18 protein-coding genes are annotated in these 26,613 nt (G+C 50.5%); 7 read left to right on the forward strand and 11 right to left on the reverse strand.

What is annotated here, in order from left to right; translation table 11 throughout:
* Positions 1-7: 7 nt before the first annotated feature.
* Positions 8-2,797, reverse strand: coding sequence for a chemotaxis protein CheW (locus SH451x_RS14845; RefSeq protein WP_479357767.1), 2,790 nt, complete (start codon positions 2,795-2,797; stop codon positions 8-10).
* A gap of 108 nt (positions 2,798-2,905) precedes the next feature.
* Here SH451x_RS14845 and SH451x_RS14850 point away from each other — a divergent pair, with 108 nt between their 5' ends.
* Positions 2,906-3,103, forward strand: a complete 198-nt coding sequence (locus SH451x_RS14850; protein ID WP_479357768.1) for a hypothetical protein — start codon at positions 2,906-2,908, stop codon at positions 3,101-3,103.
* 131 nt (positions 3,104-3,234) lie between these two features.
* Entirely contained in the window at positions 3,235-4,137 is a 903-nt protein-coding gene (locus SH451x_RS14855; protein WP_479357769.1) for a MerR family transcriptional regulator, read from the forward strand.
* 95 nt (positions 4,138-4,232) lie between these two features.
* Here SH451x_RS14855 and SH451x_RS14860 read toward each other — a convergent pair whose 3' ends face one another.
* Positions 4,233-4,871, reverse strand: a complete 639-nt coding sequence (locus SH451x_RS14860) for a helix-turn-helix domain-containing protein (RefSeq protein ID WP_479357770.1) — start codon at positions 4,869-4,871, stop codon at positions 4,233-4,235.
* A 520-nt stretch (positions 4,872-5,391) separates the two neighbouring features.
* On the opposite strand from SH451x_RS14860, the gene SH451x_RS14865 reads away from it, so the two are divergent.
* From SH451x_RS14865 to SH451x_RS14880, 4 genes are all read left to right on the forward strand, one after another.
* Positions 5,392-7,716 (forward strand): DUF1592 domain-containing protein, encoded by a 2,325-nt coding sequence (locus tag SH451x_RS14865; RefSeq protein ID WP_479357771.1) that lies wholly within the window; start codon positions 5,392-5,394, stop codon positions 7,714-7,716.
* A gap of 48 nt (positions 7,717-7,764) precedes the next feature.
* A complete protein-coding gene (locus tag SH451x_RS14870; protein ID WP_479357772.1) occupies positions 7,765-9,111 on the forward strand; it encodes a DUF1552 domain-containing protein in 1,347 nt (448 codons plus the stop codon).
* Positions 9,104-11,260, forward strand: a complete 2,157-nt coding sequence (locus SH451x_RS14875) for a HEAT repeat domain-containing protein (RefSeq protein ID WP_479357773.1) — start codon at positions 9,104-9,106, stop codon at positions 11,258-11,260. Before SH451x_RS14870 ends, SH451x_RS14875 begins: the two co-directional genes overlap by 8 nt.
* 65 nt (positions 11,261-11,325) lie before the next feature.
* The gene (locus SH451x_RS14880; protein WP_479357774.1) at positions 11,326-11,682 is read left to right on the forward strand and encodes a hypothetical protein; all 357 of its coding nucleotides are present in this window, start codon (positions 11,326-11,328) and stop codon (positions 11,680-11,682) included.
* A gap of 2 nt (positions 11,683-11,684) precedes the next feature.
* On the opposite strand, the gene SH451x_RS14885 is transcribed toward SH451x_RS14880, so the two are convergent.
* The 9 genes from SH451x_RS14885 to SH451x_RS14925 all read right to left on the reverse strand — a co-directional run bounded on the left by SH451x_RS14885 (position 11,685) and on the right by SH451x_RS14925 (position 25,753).
* A complete protein-coding gene (locus SH451x_RS14885; protein ID WP_479357775.1) occupies positions 11,685-12,302 on the reverse strand; it encodes an esterase/lipase family protein in 618 nt (205 codons plus the stop codon).
* A gap of 180 nt (positions 12,303-12,482) precedes the next feature.
* Complete coding sequence (locus SH451x_RS14890) at positions 12,483-12,710, reverse strand: hypothetical protein (protein WP_479357776.1); 228 nt, start codon at positions 12,708-12,710, stop codon at positions 12,483-12,485.
* Between the two features lie 485 nt (positions 12,711-13,195).
* Entirely contained in the window at positions 13,196-13,741 is a 546-nt protein-coding gene (locus tag SH451x_RS14895; RefSeq protein ID WP_479357777.1) for a hypothetical protein, read from the reverse strand.
* A gap of 2 nt (positions 13,742-13,743) precedes the next feature.
* Complete coding sequence (locus tag SH451x_RS14900; RefSeq protein WP_479357778.1) at positions 13,744-17,214, reverse strand: efflux RND transporter permease subunit; 3,471 nt, start codon at positions 17,212-17,214, stop codon at positions 13,744-13,746.
* 80 nt (positions 17,215-17,294) lie between these two features.
* On the reverse strand, positions 17,295-18,692 hold the full coding sequence (locus tag SH451x_RS14905) for an efflux RND transporter periplasmic adaptor subunit (protein WP_479357779.1): 1,398 nt from the start codon (positions 18,690-18,692) through the stop codon (positions 17,295-17,297).
* 182 nt (positions 18,693-18,874) lie between these two features.
* Positions 18,875-19,351: a hypothetical protein gene (locus tag SH451x_RS14910; RefSeq protein WP_479357780.1), complete on the reverse strand. Its 477-nt coding sequence runs from the start codon at positions 19,349-19,351 to the stop codon at positions 18,875-18,877.
* Between the two features lie 112 nt (positions 19,352-19,463).
* On the reverse strand, positions 19,464-23,879 hold the full coding sequence (locus SH451x_RS14915; RefSeq protein ID WP_479357781.1) for a PAS domain S-box protein: 4,416 nt from the start codon (positions 23,877-23,879) through the stop codon (positions 19,464-19,466).
* A gap of 346 nt (positions 23,880-24,225) precedes the next feature.
* Positions 24,226-24,570: a histidine triad nucleotide-binding protein gene (locus tag SH451x_RS14920; RefSeq protein WP_479357782.1), complete on the reverse strand. Its 345-nt coding sequence runs from the start codon at positions 24,568-24,570 to the stop codon at positions 24,226-24,228.
* Between the two features lie 160 nt (positions 24,571-24,730).
* Positions 24,731-25,753 (reverse strand): Gfo/Idh/MocA family protein, encoded by a 1,023-nt coding sequence (locus tag SH451x_RS14925; RefSeq protein ID WP_479357783.1) that lies wholly within the window; start codon positions 25,751-25,753, stop codon positions 24,731-24,733.
* Between the two features lie 133 nt (positions 25,754-25,886).
* Between SH451x_RS14925 and SH451x_RS14930 the strand changes: the two genes are divergently transcribed.
* Entirely contained in the window at positions 25,887-26,582 is a 696-nt protein-coding gene (locus SH451x_RS14930; protein WP_479357784.1) for a GntR family transcriptional regulator, read from the forward strand.
* The last annotated feature ends 31 nt before the right edge of the window (positions 26,583-26,613 follow it).

Consider the following 26,613-nt stretch of genomic DNA (forward strand, 5'->3'; position numbering starts at 1 on the left):
AACTCCTCTATAACGTAGATTGTTTGGTATGTTCGGAATTGAATCGACGCTGCTTGATAATTGCTGGTAGGTCGACCAAATCAGTTACTCGATCATGAATGATCGCGGAACCTATCAGTCCGTCACATTGCCCCTCGGTCGATACGGCAACTTCGGTTTCGACGATATCTATAACGCGCGAAACTACTAGTCCGTAGCTGTGGTCGTCTTCGACATATACGACGATGTTGAGTGACGGCTCAAGTTCTTCAATTGGTTCTCCAAACGCGAGTGGATCGCCAAATTCCATTTCAAACGATGATTCGACAGGAGGCGGCACCTCTTCTTCCTCTATGCCAAAGACATCTGCGAGACGAACCAGCGGAAGAATCTGTCCGCGATACTGAACAACTTCTCGCTTATTCGTGAATTCGATCGTCTTAATGGGTATCTGTTCGAGCCTCGCAACTTGCGATATCGGTAACGCCAGTCGATGCTGCAACCCAACTCCCAAGACGAGTAGCTGTTGGATAAAGCCACTGCTTTCTTTTTTGCGACCGCTGGAATCAATCAGCGATCGATTGCGATCTTTGGACACAACCTGCGAACTATTTGCTAGTCCAAGAACATCTAGAATCAGAGCGACTTTTCCATCGCCCATGATCGTTGCCCCCGCGAAAACAGGAACACCCTTCAACTGTTTTGCCATTGGCTTTACAACGATTTCTTCTGTATCCAGAATCCGATCAACAACCAATCCGAACTGGCCGTCGTCAACACGTAACACGACAATGTTCATGCTGCCTTCGATCGCTTCGGAAGGATGTTTGGATTTTAGAATCTTGCTCAAGTAAACCAGCGGAAGTAGACGGCCCCGTAGGCGATACACTGGAGCGCCCTGGACCCATTCAATCCCAGGCTTTTCATCTGTTGTTTCAATGCGCACGAGCTCTAATAGGTTGACCTGCGGTATTGCAAATCGATTCCCGTGGTTGGAGATAATGAGCGCAGGAATTATGGCAAGAGTTAAGGGAATCTTAATCTTGATCGATGTGCCTTCGCCCGATCGCGTCGTTATGTCGACTGTACCTCCGATCTTCTCAATGTTTGTCTTGACGACATCCATCCCGACGCCTCGTCCAGAAACATTGGAGACCTTTTCTGCCGTCGAAAATCCCGGAAGGAAGATCAACTGAGCCGCATCACCATCTTGCATTCGCGACGCTTGCTCCGCCGTGATCAGCCCTTTCTCTAATGCCTTCCGCTTGATGACCGGCAAGTTCAACCCGCCTCCATCATCAGAAATTTCAATGTTTACCTGGCCACCTTCATGGTAGGCACGCAAGGATAAGCAACCTTCTGCGTCCTTTCCATTGGCGATTCGAACTTCCGGCGACTCGATTCCATGGTCGACATTGTTACGGACTAGGTGAGTCAGCGGGTCTTTGATAGCCTCAATAATGGTCTTATCAAGCTCCGTTTCTTTACCTTCCATTTCGATGCGAACCTTCTTGCCGCAAATAGTCGCAAGGTCACGCACTAACCTCGGAAACTTACTCCAAACATTACCAATTGGTTGCATGCGAGTCTTCATGACTCCTTCCTGCAATTCCGTTGTAATGAGGTTCAAATGTTGCGTAGCGCTCTGAAGATCGTTGTCCGCTAGCGTGTTTGAACATTGAAGAATTTGATTGCGTGCAAGCACAAGCTCGCCGACGCGGTTCATAAGCTTGTCAAGAAGAGCAACGTCGACGCGTATCGTACTCTCAGCAGCACCAACTACGGTGGATGCTTCCTGTGCAGGATTCTGTTTTTGCACTTCCACTGGTGCACCCTCTTGCGTTGACGGCGCCAAAAACGGGACTTCGTCCACAATCGTAGGTGCCTGTTCCGTAGCCAACATTTGAATGTCCGATTCAGTCTTTTGCGTTTGGGAAGCGGCTGGAGTAACTTGTAGGGTGGTCAATAGTCGGATCAACTCGTCAGCTTCAAAGCTGCCTTCGGTCTGGCATTTTTCGATGTTTTCAAGATGCTTACGCACGAGATCACCGGTGCTGAACAGCGCCGTCGTAATTTCTGCATCCAGAACTCGACTACCAGTGCGAAGCTCACTCAGCAAATTTTCCGCCGCATGCGTGATCGCTTCAAGCTTTGCAAATCCCAAGAATCCCGAGGATCCTTTCAACGTGTGAACCGACCGAAAGATTGAATTCAGCAGGTCTACATCGCGCGGCCGCTGCTCAAGAGCAACGAGATAGGATTCGAACTGTTGTAAATTGTCATGACTTTCGATCATGAAGTCACGAAGCACGTCAGCGGAAAGAGTCTTGTCTTGCGACTCACCTTCCTGCATTTCTTCAAGGTCGGCCACAAGTCCCGGCGAACTTAAATCGGGGACGAGCGGCGTGCTATAGCCTTTGAACAAGTTTGTCGGGTTGATCATCAACCTCTCAAGTGCTTGAATATGCTTGGAAACATCTTGCTCGTTCGATGTCTCAATTGTATCGAGCAAACTCTTCAAGCAGTCCGACGCTCGCAAAAGCGTATTGATAACTTCACTTGTCGGTCGCACTTCGCTGTTGCGTAATTTGTTGAGTACTTCTTCTTCGCGGTGCGCTAGACTCTCGAGCGTCTTTAGATTAAGAAATCCAGCGACACCCTTGATTGAATGTATTGCTCTGAAGACATTGTTGACTTTTCCAACGTCCACACCTTCGGTCTCGGATTCGAGCTCCAGAAGCTGAGTCTCCACACTTGCGAGATGCTCCTGGGATTCGATCACAAATTCTTTCAGTAGTTCGTCATCTTCAATAGTCATCTTGTTGAGCTCAAACAATCGGACGTAGCATTTGCGTTAAGTTTTTGGATTGGCCAAGATATATGCGTTGGGATTGGGATTCGAGCAAAATAAATTGAGTGCAATCGTATGACACTCGATCAGCTTGACGGATTTCAAGCTTCGCACATCATGGAATTGAACGATTCAATGAGTTCAACAGTTTGTAAACCGTTCAAGACCGTCAGGATGCGTTGTGATGATAGTAGGGCGATCTCTGGCAATCTGGCTGGTGAGTATGCTGCTGCTGCAATAACTGCAAAGAATGCTGAATCGCGCAATCGTTGAATACCTATCTAGAGCCGTGTGGGTCGACCGCCGATTTGCTTGATAACATGCATTAAAACTAAAACAACGATGCTGATTATTTCGTTCAATTCTTCGACAGGCCGCACGTCGGTAGCAGACAGCTCAAACGTATGAGACAAACCTTTCTGACGGTACAAGAGGCTGCGGACTTAATGGGTGTAAGCTCGTCGACTTTAAAACGACTGTGCGATACCGCATCAATTCCCATAGTACGAACGCCTGGCGGACATCGACGTATCGAGCGAATGGATCTTGACCGACTTGCCCCCAAGATTCTTCGAACTCAAGAAAGCTCCAGTCCACGGTCAGCGCTTAAGTCGAACATTAGCGCAGATGCAATTTACGACCTTATGTTGCAAGACAGGCCATTCGAGATTGCCAAGCTATTTAGTCGCTCTTCTAAAACGCCGTTCGAGCTAATTGCAGCACTTGAGGAGAATTTGATACCAGCCTTGTGGCGGTTGGGGCAAAAATGGCGAGACGATAAAATCGAAATCTACCAAGAGCATCTTTGCACGAACACGGCGCTCAGCGCTATCGACACGCTTCGCGCACATTTTAAAACTGAAGAAGAGAATGCACCGATAATCGCAGTCGGCTGTGCCCTTGCGCCCAACAGCGAATCTCTCTCGTCAAAATTAGTATCGTTGTGTCTCGCAATCGCCGGGTTGCGATCTCTAGACTTCGGCAGTTCCCTGCCACCGGAGTCTTTGGCACAAGCTGCGAGAGATTTCAAAGTTCAGTTCGTTTGGGTAACACATACTCACGTGAATGACGTCGAATCAGCTCTCGAGTCACATCATGTGTTAAAAGCGGAACTGCCAGAGGGCGTTCGAGTTGTCGTCGGCGGGGGTGGAATTTCGCCGGGTATGCGACGAAGTCTTCCCTGGTGCGAATATTACGAGTCTATTTCTCAGTTAGTCACAAGCGAATCGCGTCGACTCACGCCTGCACCAACCAAACGTCTACGGCTTGACGCGCCTCACAAAACGCCGGCATCGCATCGCGTATGAAAATATTCGAACCAACGAAGGCACTTTTAGGCACCTAACTTAAGTTTACGGCTAACAGAGTGCGACAGGATGTGAAAACGAGTCCTGACACCTTTTCAGGTGGCGTTTTCGATCTTCGTAAGAGTGTTGACGGTAAGGTCGGAGTCGAATTCGTTGTCCATTTTGCATACCTTCATGCCGCGAAACTCTAAGTGCAAGTTGATGATAATGGGAGGAGTTTCTTCGCCTTTGAACATCGCTTGATCTAAAAATCGGGCGTGAACTCGATTCGTGCCGACTAAATACGCAACATCCAAAGTGCCGGGGCGACGCGTAAACATGTCAAAAAATATGTCGAGCATCCGTTGCATGCCCGTGAGACCATGCCAACTTCCACCATAAGGCACCCGAGTCGGGTCTGCATGAATTGTATAAACGAAGTCTTCCGTCAAATCGGCTCCGCAGTACTTTAACATTTCACGGCCATGATTGTCGTAAGCTTCGACAACCGACTTGGCAACGGTCACGATGGAACAGGTCAAGTTTTCAATCGTCACCGATCCTTGAGCTTCCGAGAACGCTTCGCAGATGTTCAATAATGTACTTGTCCGCAGCGTTCCCCCCGCTTCCGCCTTGCGGATTACTCGCTCCGAATAGCCCGCCCGCCGGCTCAACTCCTCCTGCGACCAACCCCTCGCTCGCCTAAGCTCAACAAAACTTGGACCATGAACTTTGTGAGTTAGTTTTGAATTCATGATTTTTATTACAAAACATCCAACTGCGCAGGAAGAACAACCACCCCATGCGTCAAAAGCATAGAACTGTCACTTCTAACCATCCGATGCCCAAGTTTCCAGCTACCTTGTGGCTCAAGTCTAGAAATACACAATCCTTTTAGCAACTCGGCCAGTTCAAAAAGCTCAAACTTTAAGTTTTGCAACTCGACGGAGAAACCTTATACTCAGTGACGCTCCCCCAGACGACAAACTTCCCAATTCCCACCCTTGGTAGGCTAGCCATTTCGCTAAAGTAGCCGAGCGTGATTGGCCTCGACATAACGAGACCGGAATCCGCTAGCAAGCATCAAGTCAATCGCTATTTGCAAATCATGTGCAGCTAGCCAAACGACGCAACATCCCCCGACTGCGCCCAAGCCCCTTGATCCAAGGGCGCAAAGGCACAACAGTACACCGGTTTCGAAGCGATTCGCACCTTTTGCACAACTAAGGTGTTTAGAAAAAACCGACTGTGCTTCCCTCCTGAAAGAACTAGACAATGGCTTGGCACCCATGGCTCCCCTCCGCAATCGCTTGCACCATCCTGCCGTGCGTCCTTTCTTTTAGTAATGCACGTGCCGATGAAGCTGCGGACCGATTTGCAGCCGACGTGCGTCCTTTCTTGCAGAAGTACTGTATCGAATGTCATTCGCAAGGCAGCGAAGAAGCGGGTATCTCGCTCGATTCATATTCCAGTGAACAAGAAGCTTTGCAAGCCGGGGAACTTTGGGTCAAAGCCCTTGATGTTTTAGAGTCCCGAAGCATGCCGCCTCCAGATGCACCGCAGCCAAACATCTCAGAAACTGAAGCCATCGTTGACTGGATTGAAACCGATTTTGTTCAGTCTCTCTCGCAGCAGGATCGCCAACCGACAGCCCCGGTCGCACGTCGACTGAATCGAACAGAATACAACAACACGATCCGAGACTTGCTAAACATCGACATCGATCTAGCCAAAGAATTTCCGCCGGATGAGATTGGATACGGTTTCGATAATATTGGCACAGTCTTGAGTACATCGCCTGTTCATTTTGAAAAGCTGCTGTCTGCGGCCGAACAAGCGGCGAAAGCAGCAATATGGACACCTGATGCAGAAGGCTTTCCACCGATCGAGCTGATTGGGTTAAAGACGTACCCACTTTCTAAGGAAGCGCCGGTTGAATTCGACCACACGCTTGCACCGGGGTTGTATTTAACCGAGTTCAGCTTGGTCCGTGTCGGCATTGCAGAAACGGTCACGCCGCCACTGTTGGAAATCAGTTTCGGGCAGGATCGCCGCAATGTCGCTGCGATTCGTGTCCAAGACGAAACAGTTGTCTATAGATTCTGGATCTCCGTAATGAACGGAGACACCAAGGTTACGGTCCGAGTGCTCAGCGAGTTCGGAGCTGCAGAAAATGCCGAAGCTTCGACGAGGGCAGTCAGCGGCGACCAACGCTACGGCAATAGCTTTGGTCTTCATGTCGATTCAATGGTGGTGCGCGGTCCTGTGACAAACGAGAACGCGGCCCTTGGTCCAAGCCTCGCCGATCTGCCGTTCGCAGCCGCTAACTACCTAACCGATCAATCTCGGGAGATGGCTGCAGAAGACAATCTGCGATTGCTCCTCCGGCGTGCGTTCCGCAAACCACCATTGGATGAAGAGATCGATCGGCTGATGAGTATCTATCGCATCGCCGTTACCAAAGGTGAGAGTTTTCAACATGCAATGCAGCTAGTGCTTACAGCGGTGTTGGTCTCGCCGCAGTTCTTGTTTATACATGAAAACAATCGAGATCTCGCCGGAGATCTGCTCAGTGAGCACGAATTAGCTACTCGTCTCTCGTACTTCCTGTGGAGTACCATGCCAGATGATGAACTTAGTCGTTTGGCTGACGAAGAGAATCTCCGAAAGAACCTTGATGAACAACTCGCGCGGATGATCCAGGATCCCAGAAGCAGTTCTTTCGTCGAATCTTTCTGCGGACAATGGCTTCAGTTGCGTCGGCTCGACGAAGTTTCACCTGATCAGGAATTGTTCCCGAGCTTCAACGATGAACTCCGCGAGTCTATGCGAAGAGAGTCCGAATTGTACTTTGCGTATGTCTTGCAGAACAACCGCAGTGCGCTCGAGTTCATTGATTCAGACTACACTTTTGTAAATCGATTGCTTGCCACACACTACGGATTTGACAATTTCAGTGGGGAAGAATTTGTAAAGGTTGCTGTTTCCAATGGCCAGCGCGGAGGAGTCCTCACGCATGCCAGCGTGCTGACGGTCACATCCAATCCAAATCGAACTTCCCCAGTGAAACGCGGGAAATGGGTCTTGCAGCAGATCCTCGGTACGCCGCCTCCGCCGCCACCGCCGCTGGTGGAAACGCTTGACGAAAGTAGCAGTGCAAGCGAGGAAGCGTCGCTTCGAGAACGACTCGTCCAACATCGAGAGAATCCCGCCTGCGCCTCCTGCCATTCACAAATGGATCCCATTGGATTTGCATTAGAAAACTACAATGCGGTCGGACAATGGAGAACGATCGATTCTCAATTCCCCATCGATGCTTCAGGTGAGTTTCCCGGGGGAATTGCTTTCGAGGACGGGAAGAGCTTCAAACAAAAGCTGACTGATATTGGCCGGAAACGATTCGGTCGGTCGATCATTAAGAATCTTATGACTTACTCCCTCGGTCGCGGACTAGAACTGCAGGACATCAGTACAGTGGAAGAGATCCGAAAAAAATGGGAACTTGATGATTACCGTTTTCAGAGCCTCATCTTCGGAATCGTCCACAGTAGAACGTTTCAATCGCGAGGAACTTCGGCGCACGCAGCGAGTCAACAATAATCTATAATCAAAGTGCTTTGGCAAAAGTCCGACCTTCAAGGGGTACTCATGGAAACAAGTTTTTCTCGTCGAACGCTGCTTCAAGGACTTGGAGCAGCTGTCGCACTTCCTTGGCTGGAAAGTTCGAGCGGCGTTGCACGAGCATCGACGCCAGCCAACGTGAAACCGCCAGTTCGCATGTGCTGTTGGTATGTACCCAATGGTGTTCATTTGCCGACTTGGTTCCCTGAACGCGAAGGTTCTCTTATCGATCTTCCCGACACATTAAGGCCACTGTCATTCGCACGTGAGTATCTAAACTGTTTTTCGGGGCTCACTCATAATCGTGCTAGGATTAACGGTGACGTTGACGGCTGTGGCCACGGGCAGGGTGCTGCGAGCTTCTTGACCGGTGCGCAAGCGTACCGCACTCAGGACAACGTTCGTGTTGGTCAGTCAGCGGATCAAGTTTACGCTCAACATCTTGGAAATGCCACACGACTCTCAAGCATAGAACTAGGTTGCGAAGCGGCGCGCTCGGGCAACGCATTTGGATTCAGCGGAACTTATAAGACACATATTTCGTGGCGCAACGCCAATTCCCCAGCCCCCTACGAAATAAATCCCAAGCTCGTATTCGATCGATTGTTCACGAACAAGCAATCGAACCTGATGCAGGAAACGCTCGGCGACCGAGACTTTTATCGCAAAAGCATTTTGGATTATGTTATGGAGGACGCTCGTCGCCTAACGAGTCGCTCCAGCGCACAAGACAAACTCAAAATCGATCAATATATGACAAGTGTGCGTGAAATTGAACGACGTATACAGTCCTCCACACCAGACCTGGACGTGACGGGCGTCGAACTAGACAGGCCTGCAGGAATCCCAGAAGACTTTCACGACCACTTGCACCTGATGGCGGACCTTATGGTGCTCGCGTTCCAGACGGATGCGACTCGCGTAGCATCGTTTATGGTGACCAAAGAAGCGACGGATCGAAACTATCCCTGGCTCGGGTTTACCGACGGTCATCATGAGTTGTCCCACCATGGGGGCGACCTCGAGAGAAATCGAAAACTTCGCGAAATCGATCGCTACCACATCTCGCTTTTGGCCTACATGATCGAAAAAATGATGCTTGTCGAGGAAGAAGATGGTTCTTCCCTACTTGACAATTCTATGGTTATGTTCGGCAGCGGCATTAGTGACGGCGATCGACACGACCACATCAATTTGCCAGTAATTTTATTAGGTAAAGGCGGTGGCAACTTGAAGTCTGGGCAATTTCTAAAGCACCGCGAAGAGACGCCCATGTCCAATCTCTTGCTCTCGATGCTACAGGTTGCGGGTGTGAAGATTGACCAGTTTGGCGATAGTACGGAACCATTACCGGGGCTACTACTGAATGGTTAGTCTGAATCTAAATCTATTCGCTCCAGCAAAATACCCGTTAGCTGCAATCTTATTTTTTTGCACTACACTCACTACGCAACACGCATATGGCGTTGAGCCTTTCGATCAAGAACTTTTCGACGAAGCAGTAGAAGTTCGTCGTCTGGCTGCAGAAACAATTTTGCGATCGGACCTTGAACAAAAGCGAGCGTCGCTCCCTTCCATTATCGAGTCACTCGATCAAGAAAAAGACAGCCAAGTCAGATTGACTCTACTGGAAGCTCTGCAACCCCTCAAGTCCGAAGCTGAACCTGCGACGCAGGTTCTCTTAAACTGCCTAAAAGACAAGAAGGTGGAGGCGGGCAAAGAAGAGCAGCACCAAGATTATCGCATCGCCATGCTTTTAGCCGAAATCGGTCAGCCTTCAGAACTGGGACTTGCGGAGATACTTGACAATGAAAAAGAACATGTGAGGGCCTATGCCGCCATGGCTCTGGGCCTCATGCGGTGCGAGTCCCCCAAAGTGATCGAGCGACTTGCAAACATGCTCGCTGATGAAAACAAGCTTGTCCGAGAGGAAGCGTCACTGGCTCTAGGATTGATTGGTCCAAGTACAGCATCGATCCTAGCCAGTAAATATTTAAGTGAAAGCGCCAGGGTACAAGTCGGAATCCTTCGTGCCGCTTCTTCCTGGGATACTTTGCCCGCTCCACTTCAAATATTGGTAATTGAAGCTACCGACTCAGGGGAAATCGAGCTACGAAGCGCCGCGGTCAAGTTAGTATCGCGCTGTGACTTGAAAGAAGAACAGCTCTATTTGATCTATCTTGCATCAGTCGCTCATGAAAATGACGCCGTGCGCCACGCTGTGATCGACACGGTTTTACAGCGTCCCGCCGTAGTGCATGCAATACGCCCCCAACTTTTAGAGCTCCTCGAGTCTTCTGATCGTGGCGTGGTAAAAGACTGCGCGACCCTTTTGACAACGCTTGGAGCGAGTGTTTTGCCCGAATTGTTAAGCGTAGTCGAACGTGACCGCCGGCATCTCGATATACTCGGCGCTTCACTCGCTCGAATTGGTCCCACGGTTACAGAACAACTGATCGCTGCAACGCAAGCGGAGAATCCCAATGTACGTTCCGCAGCAGCTTTAGCGTTAGGCGACGTCGTTCCGGTTAAAGCCGAATCTATCGCGGCACTTTCTGTTACTGTGATGGATGGCGACGCTTCCGTTCAACTTGATGCGTTGACTGCGCTCGGGCGACTTGGGCCTCATGCAAAAAACACGGTAGATTCATTGCGAACGTTAATAAATCATCCATCGCCGGAAGTACGTCACAGAACTGCGACTACACTGTTTCAAGTTTCTGCACGCAATGACCAATTGGTTGATCTACTTGTATCTATGACTGCAGACTCGGACGATAACGTGCAGTTGCACACAATTAACCTTCTGCAAACACTCGGACCAATTTCGGTGCCTGCCATTGATGTAATATCGAACTACTTGCACGATGAACCAAGCAACGTTCGATTGGCCGCGGCGGCGTTTATAGCCAGCCATGGTCCACGATCGGCAAGTTCCCTTCCAGTACTTCAGCGAATGTTGGATGACCCGTCAGCGGAAATAAGGGTCGCTTCGATCAATGCAATAATGCAAATGCGTTCTGCCGCAAAACCCGCTTTAAACTCGCTGATTCCCAGCCTTGATGATCCCGACTCAGCCGTCCGCTCTGCGTCACTCGCTGCCATCGCTTCCATTGAGCAAGATTTTGTCACTCTGGAACCGTATTTGACGAAAGCTCTACTCTCTGGCGACGAAGCGTTTTGCTCCGAAGGACTGCGCGTAATTAGCCGCATGGGAAAGGATGCCGTGACATTGTTGCCTCAAGTCATTTCGCTTGTAAAGAAACCGGAAATGAAGGATCGAGTCAATCGATCGTTACGCACTTTTCGCAAGGTCGAACCCAGTGATACTTCCTTACCCCAACTTATTGAATTGGCAAAAGCGACTGAGATGGACGTTGCTGTTCTTGCACTCGAATTTCTTGGACTTTCCTCTAAGGACTCACCCGCCATCGATGCTACGCTTGAGCAGTTATCACAATCTGACCAGGAGCCTGTCCGTAGAGCAGCGGTCGCATCTCTCGCCTTGCGCGGTCAGCGCTGACTTTTGTCAATGACATCAAACGGCTACGAGTTCAAGGTCAATTGAGATAAGGCCAAGCAACTACTTTGAGCGTACAACCTGCTTCAGGCTTCGGCACGCCGTTCGATCTAAACGACCTTACCGCTGATCCACTCGTGCTCAACGGTCTGCGCGATTTGAACAATACTCAGTTCCTAAGGCTGGTAGATATACCTGGTGATGGCTCTTTCAATGATAGTCAAGGAAATCCAATCAGAGATAATTGGCTAACCAACGGTAGCGGTGGCTTTGACTTTCGGCTAGGGATGGGCAATGGAGTTGGAATACTCAATAGCGTTGCCGTTCCGGAACCGAAGAGTGTTTCCTTGTTTGCCTCCGTGGCCCTGGCACTTGTTTACAGACACCGAATTAAGCGGAGTTCAGCCAATCGGCAACGGTCGTAAAGCTACTCGCCGGATTTCTCCGCTCCAAAAGTTCCCGAAGTCAAAAACTGGTCGGCCAGTTTTGCAACGGCTCGCGAAAACAGCAACGAATTGTGAGTATGCCACACTTCGACACGGTCGCTAGCACTGTTGCAACGTGTACATGCGAGCGGTACGTGCAAGTCCAGTCGACCAGCGATGATTCCGAGCTCTTCAAAGTCCATCGACAGATTCGCAACATACCCATCTCTGTCGCGAACCAGTTGTCGCAGCGGCGGCATAAGTTTGTAGAGAAGCTTGGGCGCATAATCCGCCAGCGGAGTTCCGATGATGGGCGGCGCGAGGAATATCACACGCGAGAATCGAGACGCTTCAACATGAGTCAGTGACGCCCGCAGAACTGCTGTCCCAAGACTGTGGGCAACGACACTAACCGTCTCGCTATGCTTGAGCTCGTGATCAATGAAATCGATGAATCGTTCTGAAATTTCGCCGATGGGCAGCCGGAACGATGGATAATTCCAGCAGATCGTTTGGTGCCCTTTCTTGCGTAAACGCCATGCCAAAAGTGCCATCGAGAAAGAAGGTGTCGCAAATCCGTGAATAAGTATAACGCGATTGCGCTTTTCATCCGTTCCCATACTTGATACCAAGTTTCACCCTGACATTTCCAAAGTTTCGCAATGGCCGAATATGCTTTCGATACCGCGACTAATGCCAAAGCTTTTGTTGTGATAAATCTTGTTTCCTCGCTCCGGCGTTAGCTTGAACCCAGGTTAACCTTCCGATAACTAAGAGTTCGTTGATCGCACTGCTGGCAATCACCAAAAATGCCACCAATTATCTTTTAACCATTCAATGAAACCTTCGCCAAGAAAGAACCCGAGCACACCGCAGACGACCGCACCGATTAAGATCGTGTCACCGGCGAAGAACGGTGGATCATCGAACCAGAAAACGCAAACTCCGAGACCAATCCCTGCACCGATTATTGCACCAAGACAAGTCCCAGCCACGACATTTTGGATATGGTTTTCTTCTTTCGCCATCTATTTATCGACCTCGCTTGGTTTTTCACTACTCTCAAATCACGGTGCATGGCATTAGAGATTACGTATCGAAGAGTCGGTTGTACTCGACTCAACATTAAATCAAACCCTCTCACCAGCGTTTTTCCATTTTCGATAGCGACAAACAACTTCGCAATCGGTCATCATGTCGTTTGGTTACCAGCTTTTCAGTTAACCAAGCTTTTTGTCAAATGCGAGCGGGGCGCCTTTTTTAACCTCACAAGTCATCAAGTATTGCTCCCCTGCCAGCTCGTCTGGCATGAAGCCGAGTTTGGCAAGCTAGATGCAATTGCGCAACCTTCCAAGTTAAACGCGCTGGATTGGGTGAGCTTCGGTTTCTAGCTTGCCAAACTTATTCACTCACGAAACAAGTTCGTAGGGGTCAAAAGAGATGTGGGGTTGCAAAAGGGCGAGACGCCCGCGCACCAAAACTACTAAACCTAACTTCTAACGTTGACGCACCACTAGTGAGTATGACTACTGTGGGCTTCTTCAGCGAAATCACCAGAGTACGGAGTACCGTCAATTAGACCCGTAATAGTTCCGGAGTACTCTTGCACAATACCCAGTTTCTCATGCGTACCGATAAATCGCGATGCAGTCCCTTGTGGATCGTTCTCTTGCGGTGCCGCTTGTAATGTGATCAGCATCTCTGGATTGCTGATGCTGAGCTCAATACTCTCAGCGCCAACTGGTGAAGGTGTCTTTTCGTCGCTTCCTAAGACGTAGGTGGTCGCTTGTTGCGTCTCATGGTCAACAACGAATTCGATATGATACTTGCCTCCGCCCCAGTCCGCGATCGTCCCGCCGTGCGGCCCCGCCCCATGTGAATGCCCAGCAACACTATGATCATGAGCTGCATCGGCTGTGTTGTGGTCTAGATCGCTGCGATTACTGCCGGTTTCGGCTGTCGATACTGCGGTATTCGCAGGTGTCGGCTCGCTAGATCTATTGCATCCGCTAGCCATTAAAGCGCATCCCAATAGCAAAGTAGAGTTCCAACATTTCATCGTCATTTTCCTCCAAAAAGGTCTATATCCTCAGCGACCGCCAAACGCTTGGCGTCTTGACCGCTGAATTTCCAAAACATACCAGGGTGAATCAGGAATTCACAAAATGTAGACGTAACTAAACCGCCCAGAATAACTGTTGCGACAGGGTATAAGATTTCTCGTCCGGGCGCCTCGCCTCCAATTACAAGCGGTATCAATCCAATACCAGCCGTCAGAGCGGTCATGAGTACTGGTGCGAGGCGTTCCATGCTCCCGCGAAGTATCATCGATTTCGTAAAATCTTCGTCCTCTACTTTCATGAGGTAGAAGTAGTGCGTTACCAACAAGATACCATTTCGCACAGCGATGCCACCGAGCGAAATGAAACCCACAAGGCTCGCAACTGTTAGCGTCTGGTCGGTAACCACGAGCGCAACAACACCGCCAATAAACGCAGTAGGTAAAGCGTTTAGGATTTGCAACACTATACGCACTGACGGAAATAAAATCAGCAGCGCTACGAACATTCCCACAACGGAAACACCTGTTAACAGTATAAGCAGCCTCGTGGCTCGCTGCTGACTTTCAAACTGACCGCCATACTCGATGAAGTACCCAACTGGAAGTTCAACTTCATTTTCGACGACTCGCATTATGTCATTTACAGCGCCGGCTAAATCACGACCTTCTGTGTTGCATCTTATAACAATTCTTCGCCGCGCGTTTTCGCGATTTACCGAATTCGGGCCAGTGCCTTCGATTACATCCGCCACGTCGCGCAATTCAATTTGCCCACGCTCGGGCTCCCCCTGCAAGTGTGGCAGATCGATGCGTAGCCTGTTGAGATTTGCATAGTCCGTGCGATACTGCTCTTCCAGCCGTATTAACAGATCGAAACGCCGCTGCCCTTCCAACACTTGAGAAACCACTTCGCCTTGCAATGCAGTTTGCAGGACGTTTGCTCCATATGCCCTCGTCAGCCCATAAAGTGCCAAATCCTCTGTTCGCAACTTGATATGCAGTTCCGGTGACGTTTGAATTGGTTCAACAATCGGTGGAGTAATCCCCGGAACATCTTGGATAATGTCTTTCACTCTCGCCGAAACCTGTTGCAGCGTGTCAAGATCGTCCCCATAAATCTTGATTGCGATCTGAGCATAAACGCCCGAGATCATGTGACTGATCAAGTGCGCAAGTGGTTGTTCTACCTCGATATCAACTCCCGGCGCTTCGTTGCTGATTTTCTCTCTTAAGCGGCGAATTGTATCGTCACGATCAACCTCCGATTCTGAATTCATACTGAGGATATACTCGCCTACATTGACTGGTGATGCATGCTCGTCCATTTCAGCACGACCAGTTCGGCGAACGAAGTACAGAATCTCCCCGGCAGGATTGTCAGGCGTCTTTTGCATGGAAAGGAAAATGGAGTCGATCGTGCTCGATACTTGATTTGATGCGTCAAGAGAAGATCCGGGCGGCAGCGTTACATTGACTTGGACACTTCCTTCGTCGAAAGGTGGCAGAAAGTTTCGACCAAGTCTCGACATTTGCCAACCTGCAATCCCCACACTAATCCATGTCAGGCAAAGTAGTGCGACAGGCATGCGCATACTGAATTTGACAAATGGTGCGAATAGCCTCTTTAAGCCGTTCAGTACGAAACTGTCCCCTGTACGATGCGTCGCATTCGACGCAGGCAAGAGGTAGTACGACAACACAGGCGTAACAGTTATGGACACAATGAAAGATGCGAGAATCGCTACGATGTATGCAAACGCAAGCGGAGTAAAGAGCCTACCTTCAACTCCGGTCAAAGCGAACAAAGGGATGAACGAAAGTATTACGACTATAGTGCCGAAGACAATCGAAGTGCGGATCTCACGACTTGCTTCAAACACGACTAAAATTGACGAAGAACGATGCTCCGCCGGCAGAGCATTGTTCTGTTGTAGTCGGCGAAAAATATTTTCCACATCGACAATCGCGTCATCGACCAATTCGCCCATCGCGACAGCAATTCCACCTAGCGTCATCACGTTGATTGAAAGCTCACTGTTACTTAGCCAGCCAATCATTCGGAACACGAGCGTGGTCAAGACGAGAGATAACGGAATCGCCGTAAGCGTTATAAATGTGGTGCGAAAATTTAGCAAAAACAGGAATAACACCACTATGACTAACCCAGCACCAATCACGAGCGCTTCAGCCACGTTAAATATGCCGCGGTCAATAAAGTTCTTGAGTCGGAAAAGTTCGCTGTTAATCACAACATCCGCAGGTAATGAGGCTTCAACTTCGCGGAACGCCTTGGCAACGTTTTCGGTCAACTCCCGCGTATCAGTTTGAGGTTGCTTGACAATCGTAAACACGACGCCTTGCTGACCATTGATGCTGCCATCGCCACGTTTGAACTGAGAGCCTTCCGTCACGCTAGCGACTTGCTCCAGAAGTACCGATCGCGTAGGATTCTTGCCGATTGGTACCTTTTTGAGATCGTTGATCACGTCGCGTGACTCTGGCCCCAACCGGCCAAGAATTCGGATCGGCCTTTCCGTCTCGCCAGTAACTGCAAAGCCACCGCTCGTGTTGATATTGCTCATCCGCATCGCAAGTTCAACGTCTTGTAATGTGACATCGTATTCAATCAGTGCGGTCGGATCGATCAAGATCTGATATTGCTTGCGGTTGCCTCCCAACATAAATACTTCGGCAACGCCGTGTACTTTTAACAAACGCGGTCGAACTATCCAGTCGGAGATCGATCGAAGTTCAAGCTGCTGTTTTACTTCCGTATAGAAGATTGATTCGTATATTCGTCCACGAATATCGATTGCTGCAGTCCCATGTAGAACTTCTTCTTGATCGTCTTCAAGCGAGTTACTCGTCCATTGAACGCTCGTGGTTTCCACGGGACGCCACGTACCGACATCGTGTCGATTTACTGGCAACCAAACTTTAATTTGCGGTGCGTCGCTCGCATCTTCAACAAGCTCGGCCATCATGTTGGTATTACCAACCTGTGCGAGTTGCCCATCATTCGGACCGCGTCGTCGATAGATTCCCGCTACAACAATCTGCCCCATAATTGAGGAAGGCGGCGTCATCTGCGGACGAATCCCCGTTGGCAAAACGCCCTCGAGTATATTTAGGCGTTCTTGAACGATCTGACGTGCGGCGCGTATTTCGGTGGACCAGTTAAACTCGATATAAATCACGGAAAGGCCAGCCGTCGATTGACTGCGAACAGCTTGTACGCCGCTCGATCCCATCATTGCGATCTCAATTTGATGGCTGACCAAAGTTTCAACTTCCTCGGTCGCCAAACCAGGTGCTTCGGTAACTATTGCCACACGGGGACGGTCGAGATCAGGAAATACGTCGATTGGCATCTGCGCACCAATGTACGATCCGTAGATCAAGACGACCAAACTAAGAATGACTACCAACGTACGGTAGCGAAGTGAAAACTTAATGATCGAATTTAGCATCAGCGATATTGTTTTTAATTTGAGAGTGCTGGTCGGACGTCAATGAAGCTCGAGGGTCTGCAAATCGACCGGTGAGTGCATTAATGAGCCGCGTGCACAGTTCCATCGGCGTGTACGTGAAAGCCCGGCTGAACACCGCTTGCCGCTTGTGCTTTTAATACACGATTTAATGACGCCGCTGCATTTTGTGCCAGATAGCTTCCGTTCGGAATACTACCATCGTTGGCGATCACAGTTTCCAGCCGATCTTCATGCACCACATGCACAGAGAAACGTTTGAATAAGTCGCCATTTTGACGAAAGACGTAGGCCTCTGGACCTTGCCGCACGACTGCCTCCGAAGGCAGCACAAAAACGTTCTCGAACATTTCTACGGGAACGTGAATCCTTACCCGTTGACCGGGTCTAAATCGCCAGACAAAAAATCGCGTTCCGTCTTTTTCATACGCATGCGACTGATTGCTTAGAGGCACGAAAAAATCGAACGTACGACTGTTAGGGTCAATGGAATTGGCGAGATATCGAACATGAAAGGTTTGATTGATGTCACCCCAAGTCTTTTCATTGTCATCCGCAAACTCGATCTTAACAGGTCGATGCTCTTTGACGCTTGCTTCTAAAAAGGCTGCTTCCTTCTTGAAAGCATGACCGACGATGTATAGCGACTGATGATTCGCTAATTTGGCAAGCAGTTGTCCTGCCTGGACTTGCTGCCCCATCTCGACACTCAACTCTTGTACTTCGTACCTTGCGTCTGCACCCGAGTTGGTTTGTTGTAGGTCCAGGTCGGTTGAATTTTGATCGGGTTTATTTCTATTCAAAACGGGTGGAACGGCAATGTCGATCGTCGAGACAAACTCTCCGTCGCGTTCTACGCGCTCGATTTGTTCTGGAAGTAATCCGCGCGTAAGGAGGTCCTGCCGCGCCGACTGGATGCTTGCTCGCTGTCTGCTCATATCGGCTTTCAATTCGATTAACCGCGTTTGCGAAACCGCACCGGAAGTGACCAAACTGGAAAGCCTATCAATCTGCTCCTGAATAATCGCCATTTCTTGACTGGCTTTGAATAAAGCCGTCTGCGTATTTTGGAGATATTCGCTAAATAGACGTAACGTAATCAGCGGATTTCCGGAGGGCAGTGTGTCCCCCGGGAAAGCGTGAATCGCAGTTACAACTCCGACCGCAGGCGACGTTACGGCGCGGTCCGACATTCCAGGCCGATCGGCAATTGCGCCTGGAATCGCCACCGATCTCCAATAAGTCTGAGGTCGCACGGGCAAAGTAACTACATTCAAATTCTTGCGAGCCTGACTGCTAATCTCAAGTACATTTGATGGTTCCGAAGAGGTAGAACTTGGTTCGTCTTCGGACGATGCGTTGCCTGTCTGTTCAACAGAGATATTGGCGCGATAGACCCAAACTGCGCCAATAATGGCGACAACCGCGCAGAACGTCAGCAAATTTCCAGTTCGATTCACTCTTTTTGCTCCCTACATTAGATACCCAAAGGATACGCGTTGTTTCTGGCTTGCGCGCAAGATCTCAGCCTGTCTAACCAATGCAAAAGAGACTTTTCGGTCGCGAACAAAAATATTGTTACACGATCGAGCAACAAATGCAGAAGGGTATTCGGCGCTTGAGAGAAACGCGCAGAAACTCGCTACAACCGAAGCGCAGCAGTGAGAAGAAAAATCGGAAGCGAGGCATGCTTGTCCGGCGGAACGCCAGCGGCATACTGAAGTTCACTTCGTAGGTTGGAAAGTGAAGAAACCACTTGCCAACTGACCACTTGCCCGGGAACCAGACTCAGATGAGAAACGACCGACATCGAGTACGAAACGGAAGTCAAATAAATTGCGTCCGCGTCGTGGTCTGTCGTTGCACAGACAAGTACCCTCTCCGCTTGTTCGTCATCGACAACCAAGTGAGCGTGGCCACGATACGTTTGGCCATGGTGCGAGTGGCCATGGTGCGAGTGGCCATGGTGATCATGATCGTGGTGATGAGAGTTTAAGTGTACATGGGGTTGCACTTCTTCCCCTGGCGATTCAACTAGACCACAGCCCGTGTGTAAGCGAGGTACAGCATTACCTAGCACAAAAATCGGAATCAAAATTAGGCAAAGAAATCGGTCCATGCGACCCATCTTAGCGATTTCAACCGCAAAAATCTATTGGTAATATAACGTCGCTTTACTAGGCTTGAGTATGCTCTTCGGAGCGCGATTCGATTGCTCAGCAATTGCTTTATTAGGTTTGGTCGAGGATTGCGCGGACTTGGCCGGCCAGCCCCTGCGGCGTGAACGGTTTCTGAATGAATTGGTCGGTCGTACCTTGCAAACCGTGCCGGTCTAACGCGTCATCGGTGTACCCACTCATGTATAGCACGCGCAACCCAGGACGTTCATATCTAGCAATCTCGGCTAGCTCGCGCCCGCTCATTCCGGGCATAATGACATCGGTCACCAGCAGATCGACTCGACTTGAGCATCGTCGAAGACCGTCAAGCGCTTCCAAGCCTCCCGCCGCGGTGAGAACGGTGTAGCCGTGCCCTTCCAACACAAGCTTAACAAGAGCTCGCACTGAAGCCTCATCTTCAACAATCAGGACTGTTTCGCCACCAAAGGTAGCCGCGTTGTTTTCCTCGATCGCACTCTCATTCGTCAAATTAGTCGCAGACGGGAGAAGGACTTTGAAAGACGTCCCAAGATCAACAGTGGACTCGACAGTGATCGCCCCGCCAGACTGTTTGACGACACCGTGCACAACTGCCAGCCCAAGCCCCGTTCCCTTGCCAACGCCCTTAGTGGAAAAAAACGGCTCGAAAATCTTGTCCTTTACATCTCCTCTCATGCCACATCCTGTATCTGTGACTCGCAATGACGCGTATCGCCCAGGCGACAAATCCGGAAAAGCACGATCCAATGTCGGATCATGTTCTACTTCGCATGTCTCAATAGTCAGCCGTCCTCCGGTCGGCATAGCGTCGCGCGCGTTTACGACCAAGTTCATTAGTACTTGCTCAAGCTGCCCGGGGTCGAGCACGACGCGCACCGGAGACGAGGCACTCAAGACTATCAAAGCAATGTCCTCACCGATCAATCTTCGGAACAGATTGGCCGATTCCGCCACGAGCTCGTTTAAGTCGACTAGACGCGGCTCGACCATCGATCGGCGGCTAAGTGCCAGAAGTTGGTTTGTTACCCGAGAGGCCCGTTCACCAGCATCGTGAATTGCAGCTAGCGGCACGCGCGTCTTGTCGTCTGGCGACAGGCTTGCGAGAACAAGCTCGGCGTACCCGTTGATCACGGTCAGCAAGTTGTTGAAATCGTGTGCGACTCCACCAGCCAAACGTCCCACGGCTTCCATCTTTTGCGATTGCCTAAACTGCTCTTCCAGTTGTCGCCGCGCGGTAATATCCCGAAGCACTCCAGTAAACTCCCGCACACCGTCACGTAAGAACTCTGTGATCGTAAGCTCTGCTGGAAAGGCGGTTCCGTCGATTCGCCGGCACTCAACCTCACGACCGACACCTGTGACTTTAGGAGCATTTGTTTGAAGATAGTCGGCTAAAAAATGTTCGCTTTGCCCAAGATGCGTTTCAGGCATTAGGACTCGCATGTTCTGGCCCAACAGATCCGACTCGATATAGCCAAAAAGTCGCTCAATTGCTCCACTGGCAGATGTCACTACGCCTTGCGCATCGATCGTAAGGATGGCGTCGCCTACGCTGTCGACGACAGACCTTAGCAGTGCGGCAGAACGCTCGCGCTCAGTCAGGTCCGATAGTGCAACCAGAGTTGCTGGCTGCCCGTACCCTTCAACTCGAGAGCCAACCACGTGTAAAGGCACAGAACGACCGTCGCATCGCAATCCCAACATTTCACAACCCTGGAGCACTGTACCAGTGCGCGCCATCTCTTCCTGCCATCGACGCAAACTATCGTTGGAAGTCGCATGGAATATATCGAAAGGGCTGCGTCCCATCAAATCATCTGGCCTCTCAGTCCCCATCAGCCTTTCAAACGCTGGGTTTCCGTACATGATCGCGTTTTCAGCATAAACAAAGATTGCGGTCGGCAACATATCGACCAATTGACGATACCGAGCCTCGCTCAGTCGCAGTGCTTCTGTGGCTTTAACCCGCTCAGTGACATCCAATACCATGCCTGTTAGAAAAAGCGGTGATCCATCGGCAGCCCGGTCAAGGAACCCATAGTCTTCTAGACAGGCTATAGTATTGTCGTACCTCACGACACGATACTCGTTCTTGTAATCTGAGCCATCTGTAAGGCATTGCGAAAGCCTTGCGTTAAACTGTTGCAGATCATCGGGGTGAACTCGTGCGCGTACCTCGTCGAGATTTCCAACCCGCTCGACCGTGATAGGCAAAGCCGACTCGGTGCTGTAATATCTGGTCACTGAGTCTGTAGGAATCTCCCATACGAACGCGATTGCGCCCGCCGCTTCAAGCGCTAATCGGAGTCGTCGTTCACTTGCAAAGAGTTCCGCTTCCGCCCGTTTGCGGTCAGTAATATCGAGCGCCAGTACCAGACGCGAATGCCCCTGATCATCGGGCAGGTCATAGCTGGAAACTTCCACGTCAAACACCGTTCCATCTTTGCGACAGTGTTTAAACTGCTGCGATCGACTTAAGCCGCGCTGAGCACGTCCGACTACTAGCTCTAACTCTTCGACTTCATCAGCCGGTCGTATATCGCGGATGGTCATCGCAAGAAATTCGTCGCGTGTATAACCATATGCGAGCACTGCAGTGTCGTTCACCGCCAGAAACTTTAGAGTATCCACATCATATACCCACATCGGGTGAGGATTCGAATCGAATAGCAGTCGGTACCGCTCTTCACTTGCCCGCAGTTCTGCTTCCGCTCGTTTTCGCTCGGTGATATCTTGGAGCGATCCCCGAACGCGAACGACTCTGTCATTTTCGACGATCGGACGGCAAATAGTCCGAACCCAGCGTTGCTCCCCATTAGCCGCAGTTAGGTGCAACTCCATGTCATGAGGGATCCCATCTCGTATTGCAGCTGCTAGCGCCTCCTCAAGCGCCGCCCTTTGTTCGCAGCTGAAGAAATCAAGTGCAAGAGTAAGCGGTGGTGGCGAGTCGGGATCTAGGCCATACATTTGGGCCACCGCGGGAGTCCAGTCAGGCTGCAAGGTTACCGGGTCAAATCCCCACCCTCCGACCTTCGCAAGCTCCGCCGCCTCGCGCACTAACATCTCTTGCTCGCGAAGACGCGCCTCAGCGTTTCTCCGTTCGGTCACGTCCGCGGTAACCACAACAGCCGCCGCCGGACGCCCATCGACGAATGAGACTTGGATGCGTACGTTCAGCCAGCGGATGGTCTCGTCGGGTCGCACTATGCGGTGTTCAAAAGCAGCCTCACCCGAGCCTGCAGGATTTAGTGCAACTTCAATCGCCTTGGCAAGCTGCTCCTGATCCCCTTCATGACAACGGGACCTAAGTTCTTGGCGACTCACTCTCGTATTGGGCGAGAATCCGAACTGTTCGGCTGCCCGACGTGAAAACTCAGCCGTTTGCTCTTCGTAATCGATGACAATGACGCCAAGAACTGCGACTTCCACGGCCGCCTGCAGGCGCCGCTCACTCTCCCGCGCTTTTTCCTGCGCTAATATTTGTAACGTAATGTCCTGGTCAGTTCCTTCGACTCGAATCAAAGCCCCTGTTGAATCTCGCGTTGCACGAGCTTGACTGTGTATCCACATGCTCGAACCATCCGCCCGGACGACTCGCAAGTCGTCAGCAAATTCGTTGGCACCTTCCCACATGGCTTTGACTCGAGCAATTGCAATTGAGCGGTCCTCTGGATGCAATAATTCCAGAAACGATTCGAAACTTGGCTGAACCGCGATGGGGTCGACACCAAACAATTCGAATTCGGCATCTGACCACCACACTCGGTTTGTCGGCGGCTCCCAACTCCAGCTGCCTAGTCGAGCGATCCTTTGTGCCTCGCGAAGCCTCGTATCGGTTTCACGCAAGGCAGCCTCAAATTGCTTTCGCTCCGTAATGTTGCGACTGACGCCGATCAATCCAGCCACCGCTCCTGTGGCGTCATAGTACGGAGCCTTGGTGGCCTCGTACGTTTGAAGGCCTCCTGCAAACCTAATAGTCTCTTCGAGAGTGACAACCTTACCCCCGGCCATGATATCACGGTCATTTGCCATCAGCCGTTCTGCGTCGGTTCCATCGAACAACTCGCTGTCATCGCGCCCGAGCACGTTAGCAACTGACCGGCCCATGCACTTTGCACTCGCGGAATTAACGAGCACATACCGACCGTCGCGATCCTTCACAAACACGGCGTCTGTCGTCCCTTCAACGACAGCTCGAAGAAGCGAAGTGGATCGCGCGGCGTTTCTATACTCTCGTTGACATAGCCAAAATACCATGACCGTTGACAACGCGACGAAGATCGCTCCTTTGATCACCGACACAAGCACACCGGTGGATGTTAAGCCTCCAGTCAAAGTCAAAACCAGATCGGACAACCCGATCCAGCAAATCCCCGCAATCAAGTAGATACCGGCGATTCGAATAGCCGAAGACTGATGAGGGTCAGGCTGCGACAGTGGGCTATCCCGCAGCATTGGATCGACAAGCGACGAATCAGAATTTGCCATGAATTAGTATGCGCAACGAATAGTTCTGCGTGGGGCAGGGCAAAATCTCGGCAATATCTAAAGGCAGAAGTGCCGGCCATTAAGACCTTCTAGTCAATCGTTCTAGCAGCCGACCCTATCGTTGCAAACCGCAAGCGGCAGCCAGAAGCCTGCATCATCGATAATCGTTCGCTGCTGGACATGTTACTCCGACCAGTGGGAGTAGCTTAACGCGCTGCGGCCTAGCCGTCTATTCAATCATTTTGTCAAAACCTCAGCACCCTCAGCCAAACCATGCACGAGCTGCCAACTTCGTCTGTGCTTGGTAGCCATAAAATTCCCGAGAACACACTGCGAAACCGTCCCATTAGCCAGGAGGCCAATCAAGCACTCGGCCACCTAACACATGGTAGTGCAAATGCGGCACGGATTGCCCTCCGTCGGTTCCGATATTGGTGACGACGCGATAACCAGTTTCCGCAATCCCCAACTTACGAGCAACCAAAGCCACGACAATTTGTAGATGCCCCAATAGCTGCGTGTCATCCTCGTCTGCATCGGCAAGCGACTTTATTGGCTTCTTTGGAATTACCAAAACATGCACCGGAGCTTTGGCAGAGATATCATGAAACGCAAGAGCTTTGTCATCTTCATAGACTATTTCAGCGGGTATCTGCCGATTGATGATGCGTGTAAAGATAGTTTCTGACATTGCAATAGAACCTAAAAGGACTGTTGGACTCTTGACTGTTTGGTATATCAGATGCGCATAGAAAGAGCAACTGAGCGCGATGAATCTAGCAAAATCGCATGATCGATTTTGTGAATCGACGGCCTAGACGACCTCAGGCGTTGGCGACAATCACGCAAACTTAGCTTAGTGGCACAAGCTGCCTGGAACGCACCGATTGATACGCAGCGTCGATCATTTGCATCGTCTTGATGTTATCCAACCCATGTGTTTCCGCCAAGATGTTGCGTTGAAAGGCTTGCAGTATATTGCTGTTGCACGCAACCATGCTACTATGCACGACTTCATAACGAGAATCGGCCCACGAGTAATAGTCGGGCTGGATTCTTCGTCGCACCGTCTCTTGCTCGGTCGTGGTACTCAACCAGTAATCATAATCTAGGAGTACGCTGCCCTTCGTGCCTTCCACGGAAACGATCGTTTCAGGAAACCGATCATGCTCAAGCTTACTACCGTAGCTCATATTACAAAGTACCGTCGCACCCGAATCCGCCAGCAGCATGCTCGTCGCCACATCTTCACCACGAATGTCTTTCCTCGTTGAATAGGCCGTACAAAAAATCGACTGGTATTCGCCAAAGAGGAACCGAGCGATATCATAAATGTGGCTACCCATATCGGCGATGATAAAATTGTCGAGCGATTTGAGATTTGGTTGGTTGTCGAAAACCGGAAAGCTGTTGCAGTAATCAATCCGAGCACGGAAGACATCACCAATTACGTTCGATTCGAGGACGGCCGCAAGAGCTCGGATCGGTCGCTGCCAACGAAAGTTTTCATGAATCGCTAAAGAGACGCCAGCTCGGGCGCAGCTTTCTTGCATACTCCGCGCAATCTCCACGCTAGGCGCGAATGGCTTTTGACAAATCGAAGAAACGCCATATTTAGCCGCCAGCTTGACCAAGGACTCGTGCGACTCCAAGGTGGTGATGATATCGACCAAGTCCGGTTTCAACTCGCGAAGCATGAGCTCTGCGTCGTCAAAGACCTTAGGAATTCCAATCAGCGCCGCCAGACTTTTTGCTCTCGCAAAGTCCTCGTCCGCAATCGCAACAATTTCGCATCCCGGAACTTCCGTCCAAGCTGACACCTGATACCGCGCCCAAAATCCGGCCCCAACAATAGCAAGTCTTGTGTTCTTCATCTTCAATTACACAGAGCCGAAAAGCGTTGTGGAAAACTTGGCAAACTAGTTGACATCTTACTGAGATCTCAGATAAACTGCAACGGTCCGCTGTGACGCGTTATGAATTTTAATTCGCCTTGGAACGCAGCCCATGCCAGCCAAACGCGCCCGCACTCCGACTCAATCCATTGTGCAAACTGCGCAGGAGCTTGATCGAGTACTGCTGAAGGAGCAAGCTTACGAACGCGTCAAAGAACTGATTCAGACGGGCGTATTTCCACCGCAGTCAGCCCTGTCTGAAAGACAACTAGCCAGCCGACTGGGGATGAGCAAAACTCCGATTCGCGTAGCCCTCGAGAACCTCGAGCGTCAAGGCTTGGTTACAGTTGCACCGCAGCGCGGCATTCTGGTACGCGAGCTTTCTGCACGCGAGATCGGTGAACTGTTTGATGTAAGACTGGCGGTAGAACCTTTTGCAATCTCGCAACTGGCAACTCGCGGCCTCACCACCGAAGAACGTAAGCAACTTAAAGAGAATCTAGCCGACCAGTTGAAGGCGGTCAAAAATGAGGATGCCATTGCAGCGACATATCTTGACGTCGCATTTCATCGACTCCTCGCCCAGATTCTGGATAATCAAGAAATCATTCAGTGGCTAGAACGTTGCTTTGACAGACTCCATCGCTCAATCTTGAGGATCAATCGACTTGTTCCTGGCAGACTTTCAAAAAGTTACCAGGACCACTACGAAATGGTTGCAGCGATCATCGATCCTTCGCACAAAGACGTGTCATTTCTGATGCGTGAACACTTGAACTATGGCCGTCAATTTTTGCTAAGCAGATAGCCAACAATTTCGTTTCTCTTACTTCGAATTT

The sequence above is a fragment of the Njordella aestuarii genome, assembly GCF_056494165.1.